General features: G+C 66.2%; 15 protein-coding genes. 4 read left to right on the plus strand and 11 right to left on the minus strand.

Going from position 1 to position 15,045, the window contains the following annotated elements:
• Positions 1-8: 8 nt before the first annotated feature.
• Complete coding sequence (locus ACYVOC_RS02100; RefSeq protein ID WP_116005618.1) at positions 9-314, minus strand: hypothetical protein; 306 nt, start codon at positions 312-314, stop codon at positions 9-11.
• Between the two features lie 10 nt (positions 315-324).
• Complete coding sequence (locus tag ACYVOC_RS02105; RefSeq protein WP_461160722.1) at positions 325-801, minus strand: Spy/CpxP family protein refolding chaperone; 477 nt, start codon at positions 799-801, stop codon at positions 325-327.
• A 253-nt stretch (positions 802-1,054) separates the two neighbouring features.
• Here ACYVOC_RS02105 and recQ point away from each other — a divergent pair, with 253 nt between their 5' ends.
• The 3 genes from recQ to ACYVOC_RS02120 are packed head-to-tail and all read left to right on the plus strand — an operon-like array spanning position 1,055 to position 3,541.
• Entirely contained in the window at positions 1,055-2,911 is a 1,857-nt protein-coding gene (gene recQ / locus ACYVOC_RS02110) for a DNA helicase RecQ (RefSeq protein ID WP_461160723.1), read from the plus strand.
• Between the two features lie 43 nt (positions 2,912-2,954).
• Positions 2,955-3,227: a YlcI/YnfO family protein gene (locus tag ACYVOC_RS02115; RefSeq protein WP_116005616.1), complete on the plus strand. Its 273-nt coding sequence runs from the start codon at positions 2,955-2,957 to the stop codon at positions 3,225-3,227.
• Positions 3,224-3,541: a type II toxin-antitoxin system RelE/ParE family toxin gene (locus tag ACYVOC_RS02120; protein ID WP_461160724.1), complete on the plus strand. Its 318-nt coding sequence runs from the start codon at positions 3,224-3,226 to the stop codon at positions 3,539-3,541. Before ACYVOC_RS02115 ends, ACYVOC_RS02120 begins: the two co-directional genes overlap by 4 nt.
• A 111-nt stretch (positions 3,542-3,652) precedes the next feature.
• Here ACYVOC_RS02120 and ACYVOC_RS02125 read toward each other — a convergent pair whose 3' ends face one another.
• The 5 genes from ACYVOC_RS02125 to ACYVOC_RS02145 are packed head-to-tail and all read right to left on the minus strand — an operon-like array spanning position 3,653 to position 8,211.
• Positions 3,653-4,588 carry a TorF family putative porin gene (locus ACYVOC_RS02125; RefSeq protein WP_461160725.1) on the minus strand — a complete coding sequence of 312 codons (936 nt, stop codon included), beginning with the start codon at positions 4,586-4,588 and terminating at the stop codon, positions 3,653-3,655.
• Between the two features lie 42 nt (positions 4,589-4,630).
• Positions 4,631-5,053 (minus strand): DUF2147 domain-containing protein, encoded by a 423-nt coding sequence (locus ACYVOC_RS02130; RefSeq protein ID WP_461160726.1) that lies wholly within the window; start codon positions 5,051-5,053, stop codon positions 4,631-4,633.
• A gap of 35 nt (positions 5,054-5,088) precedes the next feature.
• The gene (locus ACYVOC_RS02135; protein WP_461160727.1) at positions 5,089-6,384 is read right to left on the minus strand and encodes an alanine racemase; all 1,296 of its coding nucleotides are present in this window, start codon (positions 6,382-6,384) and stop codon (positions 5,089-5,091) included.
• A complete protein-coding gene (locus tag ACYVOC_RS02140) occupies positions 6,381-7,850 on the minus strand; it encodes a D-arabinono-1,4-lactone oxidase (protein WP_461160728.1) in 1,470 nt (489 codons plus the stop codon). Before ACYVOC_RS02140 ends, ACYVOC_RS02135 begins: the two co-directional genes overlap by 4 nt.
• Before the next feature lie 10 nt (positions 7,851-7,860).
• Entirely contained in the window at positions 7,861-8,211 is a 351-nt protein-coding gene (locus ACYVOC_RS02145) for a c-type cytochrome (protein ID WP_158550319.1), read from the minus strand.
• A gap of 187 nt (positions 8,212-8,398) precedes the next feature.
• On the opposite strand from ACYVOC_RS02145, the gene ACYVOC_RS02150 reads away from it, so the two are divergent.
• Entirely contained in the window at positions 8,399-9,142 is a 744-nt protein-coding gene (locus ACYVOC_RS02150; protein WP_461160729.1) for a TetR/AcrR family transcriptional regulator, read from the plus strand.
• Positions 9,143-9,303: 161 nt separating this feature from the next.
• On the opposite strand, the gene yjjJ is transcribed toward ACYVOC_RS02150, so the two are convergent.
• The 4 genes from yjjJ to ipdC all read right to left on the minus strand — a co-directional run bounded on the left by yjjJ (position 9,304) and on the right by ipdC (position 14,454).
• Entirely contained in the window at positions 9,304-10,659 is a 1,356-nt protein-coding gene (gene yjjJ / locus ACYVOC_RS02155) for a type II toxin-antitoxin system HipA family toxin YjjJ (protein WP_461160730.1), read from the minus strand.
• Between the two features lie 87 nt (positions 10,660-10,746).
• Positions 10,747-11,292: a hypothetical protein gene (locus ACYVOC_RS02160; RefSeq protein WP_461160731.1), complete on the minus strand. Its 546-nt coding sequence runs from the start codon at positions 11,290-11,292 to the stop codon at positions 10,747-10,749.
• A 5-nt stretch (positions 11,293-11,297) separates the two neighbouring features.
• Positions 11,298-12,704, minus strand: a complete 1,407-nt coding sequence (locus ACYVOC_RS02165; RefSeq protein ID WP_461160732.1) for an aldehyde dehydrogenase family protein — start codon at positions 12,702-12,704, stop codon at positions 11,298-11,300.
• A gap of 112 nt (positions 12,705-12,816) precedes the next feature.
• A complete protein-coding gene (ipdC, locus tag ACYVOC_RS02170; protein ID WP_461160733.1) occupies positions 12,817-14,454 on the minus strand; it encodes an indolepyruvate/phenylpyruvate decarboxylase in 1,638 nt (545 codons plus the stop codon).
• Positions 14,455-15,045: the final 591 nt, after the last annotated feature.

Below are 15,045 nucleotides of genomic sequence, written 5' to 3' on the forward strand. Positions count from 1 at the left end.
GTGGATTTTCACCCAGGCCGGTGCGGTGCACTGGCGTGGGCACGGTGGCGCAGGATCATGCGGCGCAGGCGCCGCTGGGCCGGTGCGTGCAGGGCATCAAAACAGTCGGCGGCCTGCACCAGTGCGGGCAGCAAGTGCGCCGCATGCGCGGGCTGGCCCGCCGCCAACCCCAGAGCATGCACGCGGTCGAAGTGCGGGCCCCACACCAGGGTGAGCAACTCGTCGTGCGGTTGCGCCACCCCCGCCAGCAGCACCGGGCCATGCTGGCGCAGGCCCTGGGTCAGACGCTGCAGGGCAGCGTGTGCACCGGACATGGCTGCGGGCTCAGTCTTTGTAGCGGCCCATCCAGCCCCGGCGCCGCTGCATCAGCTCGCGCACTTTTTGCTGCTGACCGGGGTTCAGGCTGTCGTAGAAGTCGCCCATGGCGGCAATCACTTCGGGGCTGCCGGTTTGCACGGCCTGCAGTTTTTCATTCAACAGGGATTGGGCGCGGGTGCGGTCAAACTTGTCGCCCGCCACCAAAGCCTGCATGGCGGCGCGCGGGTCGGTCGTGCTGCCCACCACAGCGGCACGCTGTGCCTGCAGCTGGTCGGCCAACACGCCCAGCTTTTGTTTCTGTACGTCGTCCAGGTCGAGCTTGCGGCCCACCCGTTCGAGCACCTTGCCGCGCATTTCGGTCATGGATTCAGCATCCATGGGGCCATGGCGGTAGTGGTGGCCGCCCGAGCAGGCGGTGAGCCCGCCGACCAGAATGGAGGCGCCGAACAGGCCGATGAGGGTTTTCTTGATCCAGGGTTTCATGGTGCGGCTCCTTTGAGGGACGGCGTTGAACAGGACCTTGATGGTGCTTTGCAGCTGCGCTGGCGTCATCTCTGTGCGGTATCGGTTTATGTCGTTTTGTATCGCCGGGGCGTCTCGGGCATCGGGGGATTGCCGATAATCACCGGGTGCCTGCAGCACTTGCGCGCACGCACCATCCACCGCTTCACAAGCAAAAATGGCCTCCAGCGCTTATCCATCAAGCGCTGACAGCTATCAATTAAAGAGCATTTCATTGTCTCCCGCGCACTCCATCCTGAAAGACGTCTTCGGCTACGAGCAATTCCGTGGCCCGCAGGAGGCTATCGTCGCGCATGTGGTGGCGGGTGGCGATGCGCTGGTGCTCATGCCCACGGGCGGCGGCAAAAGCCTGTGCTACCAGGTGCCCGCCATCGTGCGCCAGCAGCAGGGCCGCGGCGTGGCCATCGTCGTCTCGCCACTGATTGCGCTGATGCACGACCAGGTGGGCGCGCTGCACGAGGCCGGGGTGGATGCGGCCTTTCTCAACTCCAGCCTGGGCTATGAAGAGTCGCAGGACGTGGAGCTGCGCCTGCAGACGGGCGCCATCACCCTGCTGTACGCCGCACCCGAGCGGCTGAACACACCGCGCTTTCTGGGCCTGCTGGACGACCTGTACGCGCAGGGCAAACTGAGCTTGTTCGCCATTGACGAGGCGCACTGCGTGAGCCAGTGGGGCCACGACTTTCGGCCTGAATACCGCGCACTCACGGTGCTGCACGAGCGCTTTCCGGGCGTGCCGCGCATTGCGCTCACGGCCACGGCCGACGCGCTGACGCGCGAAGACATCGTCGAGCGGCTGCAGTTGCAAGAGGCGCGCCTGTTCATCAGCAGCTTTGACCGCCCCAATATCCGCTACCGCATCGAAGAAAAAAAAGACGCCACCACGCAGCTGCTGCGCTTCATCGAGCGCGAACACACGGGCGAGGCGGGTGTGGTGTATTGCCAGTCACGCAAACGTGTGGACGAGCTGGCCAGCACGCTGCAGGATGCGGGCATCAACGCCCTGCCCTACCACGCAGGTCTGGATGGCGCGGTGCGCAAGAAGCACCAGGACCGCTTTCTGCGCGAAGAAGGCATCGTCATGGTCGCCACGATTGCGTTTGGCATGGGCATCGACAAGCCCGATGTGCGCTTTGTAGCGCATGTGGACATGCCCAAGAACATCGAGGGCTACTACCAGGAAACCGGCCGCGCCGGGCGCGACGGCTTGCCCGCCGATGCGTGGATGGCCTATGGCCTCGCCGACGTAGTCAACCAGCGCCGCATGATCGACGAAAGCCCGGCAGGCGAAGAATTCAAGACCGCGCTGCGTGGCAAGCTCGACGCCCTGCTGGGCCTGGCCGAAGCCACGGACTGCCGCCGCGTGCGGTTGCTGGCGTACTTTGGCGAACAGTCCACTCCCTGCGGGAATTGCGACAACTGCCTCAACCCTCCTCCCGTATGGGACGGCACTGACGCTGCCCGCAAGCTGCTGTCCACCATCTACCGCGTGCACGAGGCCAGCGGCCTGACCTTTGGCACCGGGCACATCATGGACATCGTGCGCGGCAAAGACACCGAGAAAGTCCAGCAGTTCGCGCACAACAAGCTCTCCACCTTTGGTCTGGGCAAGGAATACACCGAGGCGCAATTGCGCGGCGTGCTGCGCCAGCTGCTGGCCACGGGCGCCGTAGGCCTGCACAAGGTGAGCATGGAAAACGGCCACAGCTTTGACACCCTGTGCCTCGCCGCGGGCTCGCGCGCCGTGCTGCGCGGCGAGCAGCCCGTGCAGTTGCGCGAGGCCACGGCCCACGCCGCCCCCAAGCGCACACGCCGCACCGTCACGCCCTCGGCTGCAGCCGCCAACCTGGGCCAGGACGCCCAGGTGCGATTCATCAACCTCAAGGCCTGGCGCGCCGAGGTGGCCCGCGAACACAACCTGCCGGCCTACGTGATCTTCCACGACGCCACCCTGGCCGCGATTGCCGAGCGCTGCCCGGCAACGCTCGATGATTTGCAGGGCATCAGCGGCATGGGGGCGAAGAAGCTGGAGGCGTATGGGGGCGATGTACTGCGGGTGTGTGGGGGATAGTGCCCGCAGGGTGTTTGCATCACATATGCGATACACTTAGGTCATGAAAACCGCCACCATCCCGCCCGTTCGCATCAACCCCGCGTTTCGCGCAGATATGGAGCAGGCTCTGGAAGAAGGTGAGAGCCTTGCTGGCTTGGTCGAAACCGCTGTCCGCAACGAGGTAGCGCGGCGCCAAATGCAATCGGAATTCGTGCGCCGCGGCATCGCTGCTGTGCAAAGAACCGTGGACGCTGGTGATGGCATCCCAGCAGAGGCGGTGGTCGCCCGGTTGAAAGCGCGGCTGGCTGCAGCAACTGGCTCGCAGCGTCCATGAGCTTCCAGGTGATCTTCAGCCGCGAGGCGGCGGAAGACTTGGAACGGCTGTTCGATCACCTTCTGGATCGCGAGCTGCGCAGTCCCACCGGGGATCTGGACATTCCGGCACGTGCCATTGAAGCCATTGAGCAGGCGTGCCAGCTATTGGTCCACAGTCCGTTCAGTTGCCGCAAAGCAGGTGCCAGTGCTTTAGTGCGGGAACTGATCATTACCTTCGGTCATTCGGGTTATGTGGCGCTGTTTGAGATTCGTGATGATCAGCAGGTCGTGATTGGTGCGGTTCGGCATCAGTATGAGAGTGACTATCACTGAGGGCATGGGTTGTGCGGGCTTGGTTGGCGTTGGCTTGACGCCGTGTGTGAGCGGCATGCTCGAGGCATACGACGAAACCTTTGGTAAGAGGGGCGGCAGGACAGACCTCCGCTAGAAGCGCTTGGCAACGCTCAAGATGATGGCCGTGCGGTCGAGGCGGCGCGAAACCCCGTTGCCATCGGTCGCCACAAAAAGCTCTCGCTCACGCGCCTTGGCACCGGCGATTTCGGCGCCAAAGACAAAGCCCCAGCGGGTGTGCTCGATGCCCAGCCGGTAGTCCACGGTGTTCATGGCGCTGAAGTTGCGCACAAACTGCCAACCCAGGTGGCCGATGAGCTTGGTCGTGCCGTTGAGGGGGTAGGCCACATCAAAGTCCAGCAGTTGCGTGCCGCGCGAGTGCTTGAACCCTGCGCCATAGCAGTTCATCGCCGAGCTGGGGTCGCCCCCGGCCATCATAGCGGGCAGGTAGCCGGCGCACACGGTAGAGGTGTTGAGGCCCCGAAAGTCCTTGCTGGCCACGTACAGGTAGCGCGCGGTGAAGATGCCGTAGCCCAACTCGCCCAGCAGGTAGCTGGTGTTGAAGTTGGTGGTGGCCATACCCAGCGGGTTCATCTGCTCATCGAACCCCGTGGGGGCATCAACACGGGCGCGGGTAAACCATTCACGCGCCACGGCGGCACCGTAGTGCACGCCTTCGGGGTTGCCACCGCGCCAGCCGAGTGCCAGTGTGGGGTTGAGCCGGTTGCTGTTGGGGAAAGTCACCTTGCTGACGGACGCCAGCTGGAAGTGGGCGAGAAGACCAGACTCGTGCACGGCATCCACCGTCAACTCGGCACCAGGGCGGTTGAAGGTGTCGGACACGCCGCGCGTCTTGCGATCGCTGGAGAGCTTGACCTCGGCGTCGATGGCATACGACTGGATTTCGGGCTCCTCTGCCGCGGGGGCAGACGCACGCTGGGCGAAGGCTGGGCCCGACAGACTGGCGCAAAGGGCGCCAATGGCCAGCATGGTGCGGGTGGCGGATGCCATGGGACGTGAACAGAACATAGGGGTGTCTCCTCGGATGAATTTGGTTTTTTGTGGTGTGGATCAGTGCGCTTTGCAGCCGTCCGGCACCGTATCGGTGCGGGTCATCTCTTCGGTCTGGCCCAGCATTTCGGTGCCGATGTAGGCACGCACGGCGAGCACCTTGCCGTCCCCCTTGACGCGGATGGCGCCTTTGTAGTTTTTCTTGTCGCGCGGGTCGTGCACCCAGCCCTGGCGCCAGGCCTCGCCGTCAAACTTTTGCAGCTTGGCGATGCGTACGCCGCAGGTGTCCTCGGGGGTACCGGCGTCCTTGTCCCACACGATCTGGCCGCACAGCGCCGTGGCGGCATCGGCGCAGGGTTTGAACTCGATCACCGCCGCCCTGTCGGCACTCAGCCACAGGCCCTGGGCGTCTTGCGGGCTGACGCTGTGGGCTGGCAAAGCGGCCAGTAGCAGGGAGAAAAGGGAAAAGGCATGGCGCGGCATCAAGGTCTCCTGGGGTGGTGTGAAAGGCGCAAAGCTCAGGGCGCAGGTGGGAACACGGGCCAGTGGTCCACCACCTGGCCGCCCGACACCACGACGATGGCGCCGAACTGCTGTAGCAGTGCTTCGCTCTTTTGCGGGCGGAAGAACACGGTGTCGCTAGGCACCAGCGCCTGGCGGCCCGAGCCCACCATGACCTGCTGGTTGGGCGAGAGGCCATAGAGGCCGCTGGGCGCAAGGCCCGCAGGCGAGACCGCATCGGCGCGCCACTGTCCGCCATACAGGAACACGCCGTGGCGCTGGTTGCGGTCCCACCACTGAGCGGCGCTGCCGATCCACTCCACGCCTGTAGGCAGCTGGAAGGCGCCGCTCTTGAGCACCGGCGTGGCGATGAAGCAAGCGGGCTCACAGGCATCCAGATGCGGCAGATCAAATTCGGCCGGTTTGACGAAAGCCGAGCCCACGCTGACCTCGTTGGCCGCACCCTGGCCGTCGTACATGTGGAAGGTGGGCGAACCGGCGGCGTTCCAGGTCAGCGCAGAGGCCTGCTCGCGCGCAGTGGGTAAGGCTGCCAGGGCCTGGGCCTTGTAGCTGTCGTACACCTTTCGGGCGTGCGACGCGGCAGCAGAGCGTGCGCCCGGCAGATCGGGGATTTCTGTGACATGCGGGTCGTAACCCATCATTCCGGAGAATTCCAGCAAGGGCTCTGATTTCAACAGCGCCAGGGCCTGCGCCAATGCCTCTGCGTTCGCAAATCCCCCACGGTGCAGGCCCACATCGATTTCCAGGTTGACGCGCAGCTTGTGGCCCAGGGCGCGTGCCAGTTGCTGGTACTCGGCCAGCCGCTCGGGCGTATCCACCAGCCACTGCAACTGGCGGCTGGGGTCAAACGCACCGCCCCGAAACTTTTGGTAGAACGCCTGCGCCGCGCCAGTCGGCATGGGCTTGCCCAGCAACAGGTCGAACTGCGGGCGCTCGGCGGCTTGCAGCAGCAGATACGGCAGGTTGAACACCATCTGGCGGGTGCTTTGCGTTTGTTGGGCAATCAAATCGAGCAGCGCAAAGCACGGCAGCGACTTGGCGACCACGCGCAACGCGACGGCCGGGTTCTTCAGTGCCCGCACCTTGCGGATATTGGCGTGCACCCGGTCGCGGTCGATCACCATCACCGGCGTGGTCGTATCGGTGGCAACATCAGACGCCCGCAGTGCGCGTGCCAACTCGGAAAAATAGGGCCCGTGCGGAGCACCGGTCTCGCCTGGGCGCAGAGCCAATGCGGCGACTGCGGCCGCGCCGGTACCGGCCAGCAACAAGCGGCGACGGGATGTTTTCATGCAGTCTCTCCAAACAGTTTGCGCAGGTGGGCGTTCAAGAAGCGGCCTTGCGGATCCAGCTCGCGCCGCAGGGCAATAAAGTCGTCCCAGCGCGGGTACAGCGCGGCCAGTTGCGCCGCGCCCAGGTCGTGCAACTTGCCCCAGTGCGGGCGGCCTTGGTATTTGCGAAAGAGGGGCCCGATCTCGGACACCAGGTAGTCGTACGGTTCGCCCACCGCCGCGTGCACGGCAATCGAGCAACTTGCACGCTGGTAGAACGGGCTGAGCCACGCCGCCTCATCGGCGGCGACAAAGCGGAACTCCATCGGGAAATACACGCCGTTGCGCTTCTCCAGCGCGGCGATCACTTCTTTGGCGCAGGCAACGCCCACTTCTTGCGGTACGTGGTATTCGGTCTCGTTAAAGCGCGTCGGCCGCTGGGTGGCCAGCAGGCGCCAGGCGCGATTTTTGGATTCTTCCTTCTGATCGGAATCGATGGCCCAGCCCGCCACCTTGCGCCGCAGCGCGGGGAAGTGCCCGAGCCAATCGCGCAGGCGGCGCAGGTCGCGCAGCACGTCTTCGTCGGCGGCGTGCGGCATCAACACTTGGCCGCTGGTGTCGATGTCGTGCGCAATGCCAGCGGCGTAACCAGTGAAGGGCAGGTAATAGAACTCGAAGTTGCGGTGCTTGCGAGCAAGTTCGGGGGCCCGCTCCAAGAGCTGCATCGCAGGCTCCAGCCACACGCGGCGGTGCAGGCTGTAGGCCGGAACCACCCGCACCCGCGCTTGCGTGATGACACCCAGGCACCCCAGCGACACACGCGCTGCAGCCAGCAGCTCGGGGCGCTGCTGCGCATTGCATTCGATCACCTCGCCGCGCGCCGTCACCAGGCGCAGGCCCACCACATCGGCATGCAAGGCCGGTAGTTGCATGCCGGTGCCGTGGGTCGCGGTGCTGATCGCACCGGCGTAGCTTTGCACATCGACATCTGGCAGGTTGCGCAGCGCCAGGCCCGCCGCATCCAGCAGGCGCGAGGCCGTGGCCAGGCGCGTGCCACCCTGCACCAGCACCGTGTCCTTGCCAGGCGCCATCTCGCTGACCCCGGAGAGCTGGTCCAGCGACACCAGCCATTGGTCTGTGGGCACCAGGGCGGTAAAAGAATGTCCGGCACCCACGCACCGCACCGGGCCGTTGGGCGCTTCGCGCAGCGCTTGGGCCAGCGCAGCCTCGTCACGGGGCACCAGAAAGCGCTGTGGCTGGCATTGCTGAATGCCCGACCAGTTCTGCCAGCGCGCCGGAGGGTTGGCCGCAGGCGCTGCCCCCGGTGTCGCTGGCGCCACCGGCGGCGACGCGGAGTGGACAAGTTCTACAGGTGCCAGCGCTGCACCCAGCGCCACGCCAGTGCCGGTGCACAACAAGGCCCGACGGATCGGGCTGGCGAGTGGCCTGGGCACCTGAACGGGAGGGACGGGAGTTTCAAACGGCATATTCGGCATTTCAGTGGGACCCCGCCATGAAGGACACCAGTGCCCTCAGCTCATCTAACGTGCAATCGGCGCACTGCCCTCGCGGCGGCATGCTGCCCAGGCCTTGCTCGGCATGGCGTACCAAGGTGTCCATGCCCTGCTTGAGTCGGGCATCCCAGGCCGGCGCATAGCCCGTGAGGGGAGCGTTGGCAGCGATCCTGGTGTGGCAGACCATGCACGAGCGCTCGTATTTTTCAGCCAACACGGTCGATGAGGGGCGCAGTTGCTCGGCACGCGCCTCGTCCTGCAGAGCAGGTACCGCAGGCCCGTTGCATGCGATCAGAAAGAAGACCGCCGCCACGCTGGCGCAGCGTCCAAACAAGTGCCCACCCCGTGATGTCCTGCGCCAGAGCTGATCGCCTGAAATGTGCATTGATCAAACCGATGTTTTAGTAAAACACCATGATCTCAAATAAAACGTTGTTTTTTTATGGGGATTCCACGGATGGACAGTGCCCCATTGCGCGGCGCGGACAGTTCATGGCAAGTGACCGCGCACAATACGCAGCATGACGACCGAGACCCCCAAGACCCGCGCCGCACCACGGCCGAAAAAGATGGCGGTGGCTGATAGCCCCGCGCCGTCCGCCCCTGGGCGCACGGCGGGCCCGCGCCTGCGCGACAAGGAGCAGACAGCACGCCGCCAGTTGCTGTTGGCTGCAGCACGCCGCCTGCTGCGCAAGGGCGGCGCACAGGCCGTCACAATGCGCGCCGTGGCCGACGAAGTCGGCGTGTCCACCACGGTGGTCTATGGTTTCTTTCAGGACAAGGCCACGCTGATCACGCAGGCGGTCGATGGCGACCTCAAGCGCTTCGCTCACCACCTGGAAAGGGCCGTGCAGGAAGCCTCCAGCCCCGCAGACTCATTGCACCGGGTTGCGCAGGCCTACGTCGCCTTCGGCACGGCGCACCCGCAGTCCTATCGCTTGATGTTCATGGAGCCGCGTCCTGTATCGGCCATAGAGAACTCTTCCATCGAGTTCGGCAACGCGAGTGAAGACGCTTATGCACTGGCCCGCACCTTGGTCGAAGGGTTGCTGGCCGGGCAGGCCGTGCCCATTGACGAGCGCACCATCGAAATGGCCGCCCAGATGTTCTGGGAAATGGTGCACGGCATCACGTCACTGCGCATCAGCTCGGGCGATGACCCTTGGTTTCACCGGCTGCCGGTCGTCGAACACGTTGAGCGCATGGTGCGGATCTTCATTGCCGGGTTGCAGCACGATATTGGTTCGTCGGCATCGGCGAAGTGACCGTGCAGAGAGGTCATGACGGGAGAGGATGGGTCTTGGCGCAGAGGTTGGCGTGGGCACAGCCCTTGCCGGCGATTGCATACAGGCACCCATGCATCCGCACCTGGCCCTTTTCTCGACTGCTATTGCAGCGCCTGCCAAAGTACGCTGGTGACCCTGCGCTATCCCTGGGTCGAGCGCGTCAATGCACCAGCGTTTGCACGCGCAATGCCTCTGAACCCGCCTGATATTCGCTCCTCCGAGGCCACTTCGCGCCAAAAGTCCTGCGCCAGCGTCCACGCCTCGCGCCACACATCGAGCGTGGCGGCCGTGGGCACCATATGCTCGGGTCTGAGTTCCTGCGGAACCAGTTCGCCCGCGATGGGCATGTAGAGCATGGGCAGCATGTCGTAGGTGGGCGAGAGGCGCCAGTCGTCCTCCACCAGCACCAGCGAGATGTTGCCGTAGTGCCGGTCGGTGTTGCCGATGAGGGCGCCGTAGGCGTCCAGCAGGCGCAGCGTGCGGGCGTCTTCGGGGGTGAGCAGGCCGCGCGCCTGCATGCGCTGGGCGGTGGCGGCCCAGTGGTCCATTTCGCCCACGTACTGCGCGTCGTACACCAGCAGCGAGACCATGCCGATGCGCCCCGGCGGCGGGCTTTGCGCGTCGTCCTGCCAGGGTGCCCGGCGGTCAAAGCGCTCGGACTCCAGGAACACCCGGCCTGCGCGCTCGAACACCTGCGTGGGCGCGGCGGGCAGACCCGCCTGTGCGAGCACCTGCAGGGCCAGGTGCTCGCTGTGCAGCAGATCGCGGGTGCGTTGGTCGGCCGGGCTATCCCCAGCACTCGAAAACTTCACGATCACGCTGCGCCCCTGCGTCACGCAGCAGAACTTGGGCTGCTCGCCACCGGCGGACGAACCCGGCAACTGCCCCTGTAGTGCGCTGCGCGCCAGCACCGGGTAGTCGTCGGGCGAGGCGGCCCGCGCCAGGCGCTGGCCCAGGGTGTGAAAGCGCGCCAGCGAAGCGTCGCCCACGATGAGATTGCCCGGCAGGTCCTCTCCGCGCAGCGCCAGGGCGCGCAGCATGTCGTCGTCGGACCAGTGGCGCGGGTCCTGGGGCAGTTGCAGGTCCGGGTGCAGTTGCGCAAAGTTGCGCCCCATGAAGCCCTGGGGTCGCATGTCGGACAGGAACCAGGGCAGGCCGTCGTGGCGCTCGCTCACGCCGTCCACTTCGTCCACCCAGAAGGCGCCGCCCACCAGGGGCGCCATGCGGCCAAAGGGCGCGGGCACGCCTGCGGTGTTGACGCGCAGGAGGGGGATGTCATCGCCCACCCCTGCCACCGCACGCGGCAGCAGGTAGCGCTGCGAGCGCGCCGCGCCCACCTTGCGCACCCGGCCCGCGCGCACCAGCGGCGCCAGCGCGCGCGACACCGTGGGCTGGCTCACGCCCAGCGCGCTCACCAGTTGCGCACTGGTGGCCACGCCGCCGTGGCGGCGCAGGGCCTGCAGGATGCCTTCAGTGTGGGGGGTAGGTGCTGCCATGCAGCATTATATGAATAGATATTTATGCGCTGTTTTCATTCTTGCAAGCGCCACGCATGAATAGATATTTTTATCGAATAATCGTGCTCAGGCAACAGACACCGGGCGCTGGCACACCGGGCTGTACATGCCCAGAATCAGCCCCAGCACCACCGACCACAGCGCCGCCAGGCCGATGCGCCAGTCCGGCGGAAGCGCGAAGGTGACGGCGTGCGCGGGCACCCAGAACCAGGCCAGGCTCCACAGGCTGCGGTCGATGTGCTGCCAGCCGCGGGTGCCGCTGATGCGGTTGTTGAGCCAGCGGTGGCCCAGCACCAAGAGCGGGCCGAACTGCAGGTTGATGGCCACCGAGGTGGCCAGCGCCAGCAGCAGCGGCTCGCCCTGCGGCAGCCAGCCGTGGGCAGCGAGCGCCTGCACGAAGCCCGCGTAGCCCACGAAGGCCACCTTGATCGGTACAGCCAGCAGCGCCCACTTGGCCATCTTGCGCCACCACAGGCCGCCGCCCAGCGGCCAGTGCACGCGGCGCGCCGCCAGCCAGGCGCCGAGCAGGTCGCCCAGCGTGCCAAGCACGGCGAACTGCAGCATGGCCATGGCCAGGGGCTGGGCGCGCACCAGGGCGAGGTAGCCGTCCATGGCGTTCAGCCGTTGATGTTGAGCAGCTGCGGCTGGGTGTATTCGAGCAGGCCGTCGAGGCCGAACTCCACGCCCACGCCCGACATCTTGCTGCCGCCGAACGGGCAGTGCGGCAGCACTTCGGCGTGGCCGTTGACCCAGACCGTGCCGCATTCCAGGCGCGGCGCCAGGGCCGTGGCGGCCTGCACCTCACCCCACACCGAACCGCCCAGGCCCATGCTGCTGGCGTTGGCCAGCACCACGGCTTCATCGACCGTGCGGTAGGCGATGACGGGCAGCACGGGGCCGAACTGTTCTTCGTCCACCAGGCGCGTGCCGTTGGAGAGGCCCGCAACGATGGTGGGCGCGTAGAAGTAGCCCGGCCGGTCCAGCCGCTGGCCGCCGCAGACGATGCGCGTACCCTGGGCGCGGGCGTCTTCTACCAATGCCTCCACACGCGCGAGCTGCGGCGCGTTCTGCACCGGGCCGAAGGTGACGCCCGGCTCCAGGCCGCCGCCCAGCACCTGGCGCGCGGCGATGGCGGCGAGCTGAACGCACACGGCATCGACCTGGCTCTCGTGCACGTACAGGCGCTTGAGCGCGGCGCAGGTCTGCCCCATGTTGAGGAAGGCGGTGGCGAACAGGCCCTCGGCGATCGCGGCGGTGTCGGTGCCCGGCAGCACGATGGCGGCGTCGTTGCCGCCCAGCTCCAGCGTCAGGCGCTTGAGGTTGCCCGCCGCGCGCCGCATGATGTCCTGCCCCGTGCGCGTGGAGCCGGTGAACACCAGCTTGGCGATGCGCGGGTGCTCGGCCATGGCCTGGCCGACCTCGGCCTCGCCCACCACGCTGTTGACCAGGCCGGCGGGCAGCACGGCGGCCATGATCTGCACCAGGCGCAGCGTGGACAGCGGCGTGAATGGCGAGGGCTTGATGACCACCGCATTGCCCGCGCGCAGCGCCGGCATGATGTGCCACACGGCGATCATCAGCGGCCAGTTCCACGGAGTGATGGAGCCGACCACGCCCAGCGGCTTGCGGTGCAGCTCGATGCGCTTGCCCTCGCGCTGCTCTATCACCTCGACCGGGATCTCCAGCGAAGCGGCGGCGCGCGTCCAGGCGACGGCGCCGCCCACTTCCATTTGCGCCAGCGCGAGAGGCTTGCCCTGCTCACGCACCACCAGTTCGGCCAGTTCTGCGGCGTGCTGCTCGATGGCCACGGCCACGCGCTCCAGTGCGGCGCTGCGCTCGGTATGGCTGCTGTGCTGCCAGGTGGCAAAGGCCTGGGCGGCGGCGTCGACCGCCTGGTCGAGCTGGGCCACGGTGGCGGCGGGGCTGTGCGTGAAAGGCTGGCCGGTGGAAGGATCGATGACCGGAATGGGGCGGGCGGCGCCCGCGACGTTCTGGCCGCCGATGGTGAGGGTGAAGTCGGGCATGGTTGTCTCCTGTGGTGGTGGCTGGCAAGGAAAGCGCGGGCGCGCCGCTCCGGGCCCCTGTTCTGCGCAAGGGTTCCCCGGAGTACGCCCACCCGCGCGGGGTGGAAAAAAATCAGGCGGTAGCCGCCCGCGCCCGCAGCGCGCGGATGCCTTCCGAGAACCGCTGCAGCGTGGGCGTGCTGTCGCCCGGCGGCACCATGAACTCGATGAGCTGGAAGCGCCCGCGCTCGGCGAAGGCGGCGTCCAGCGCGGCCTTGAACTCCTTGCGGGTGGTGACGCGGTGGCCGCGCCCGCCCAGCACGTTGGCCATGTCGGCGAAGCGCCAGTCGCCCAGCGCCGCGCACTGAGATTCGTTCTGGAAGGCGCGGATCATTTCCCAGCTCTGGTTGTTGAGCAGGATGACGATCGGGTCCAGGCCCAGGCGCGGGCAGTTGCCCAGCTCCCAGCCCGTCATCTGGAAGGCGCCGTCGCCCACCAGAATCAGGCTGCGCTCGCCCGTGGCCACCTGTGCGCCGATGCCGGCGGGCACGCCAAAGCCCATGGTGGCGTAGTAGCCAGGGGCCACCAGGGGCGTGGGCAGCAGCTCCATGGCGGCAAACAGGCAATCGCCCATGTCGGAGACGATGTTCATCGGCCCGTGGGCAAGGATGCGGTCGTTCAGCGCCCGGCTCAGATCGCCCGCGCACAGCGGCGCGTCGTCGGCCACCAGGCCGCGCGGGTATTCGGGCTGGGGCGGCAGGGTGCGCCGCGCGCCGCTGGCGGGCGGAATGCGTTCGAGCAGCGCCTCGACCAGCGCGGCCAGCGGAATGTCGTGGTACACGTGGTGGCCCACGCGCACCTCGCGGTGTGCGGCAATCAGCGCACGGCGGAAGTCCATGCGCTGCGCGCTCACGCCAAAGTTGCTGTCCGACAGGATGGCGCCCAGCATCACCGGCAGGTCGGAGTCATCCAGCAGCGCCGTGGTTTCGGGCGCGCCCGCCACGCCCAGGTAGGTGCCGTGCAAGTCCACGCCATCTTCGGCCAGCAGGCCCCGGCCCATGAAGGTGGTGAGCACGGGCAGCTGCAGGCGGCGCGCCAGCTCGGCCACGCGGGCTTCGACGCCAAAGCGGCGCACTTCCACATCGACCACCATCACCGGGTTTTTGGCAGCGTGGATGCGCGCCAGCCATTCGTCGGCCGCCTCGGCCACCGCCTCGGCGTTGAAGCTGCGCGGCGGCAGCACGGGCACTTCGCGCATGGGCTGCAGCGTCATGTCGCGCGGGATTTCGATCAGCACGGGCTGCGAGTATTCGCGGCAGTTGCGCAGCACGCGGGCAATGTCTTCAGGGGCGGTGTCGGCGTTGGACAGGCGCACCTGGTCGCAGGTGATCTCGCTGAAGATGCGCAGTTGCGAATCGATGCTGCGCACCTGGTGGTGCAGCACCAGACCCGAATGCGCCTCGACCTCGCCGGGGCAACCGGCCAGGATGACCAGCGGCGAGCATTCGGCATAGGCACTGGCCACGGCGTTCACCACGTTGAGCGCACCGGCGCCATAGGTCACGGCCATCACGCCCAGGCCGCAGTGCATGCGCACCGCCGCGTCGGCGGCAAAGCCCAGCGCGGGCTCGTGGCTCAGGGTGTGCAGCGGCAGGATGCGGCTTTCTTCGATCTGCTTGAACAGCGGCAGGATGAAGTCGCCAGGAATGCCGAAAATTTCCTGCGCGCCGTGGTTCTTGAGGGCGCGCAGCAGCGCAAGGCCGAGGGTCATGGGGTGTCTCCGGGGGGTCTGCAAAGCCCGGATGATCGTGGCGGCAAGGGGGGTGCGGCACTGATCTGGATCAAACGCAGAACGCAAAACATTGGCCAGATTGCACAATTATTTATGCCTTTAAGGCAAATTAACCTCAGTTTGTTTGCGTAATTTGTTTGTTAAGCGCATTAATTATGTGAAGTGGCCAAATGCCCTCTGGGCGCTAAGGGCGGCAGATCCAGCCACTGCACGCCAGAAAAATCCGGGGCATGTGGTGCAGGACGTGCGTTGCGCCGGTCATGGTTGCAGCGCCCAAGAAGCGCGGGCGGGCGCCGGGTACTCGGACGGATTGGGACTGCTACGTGGGGCGGGTCGAAGATCGAAATCGACTTTGAAATGACGCTCAGGTTGTGTAAACCAATGTCGGTTGAGCGGAGAAAGGCGTCGTCATCTTCGGAACGCAGTACCCATGATCCTGGTCGCTTAGTAAGCATGAGGGGAAGTAGCTGTGCTACTTGCCAGTCGCTGCATTCTTGGCAGTGAATCGCCCCGGCTTTCGTGGAGGCCAGTTGGTTTAAGTCAGGCCACCATCATGGCAGTCTGACTGGC

The sequence above is a fragment of the Simplicispira piscis genome (assembly GCF_054783455.1).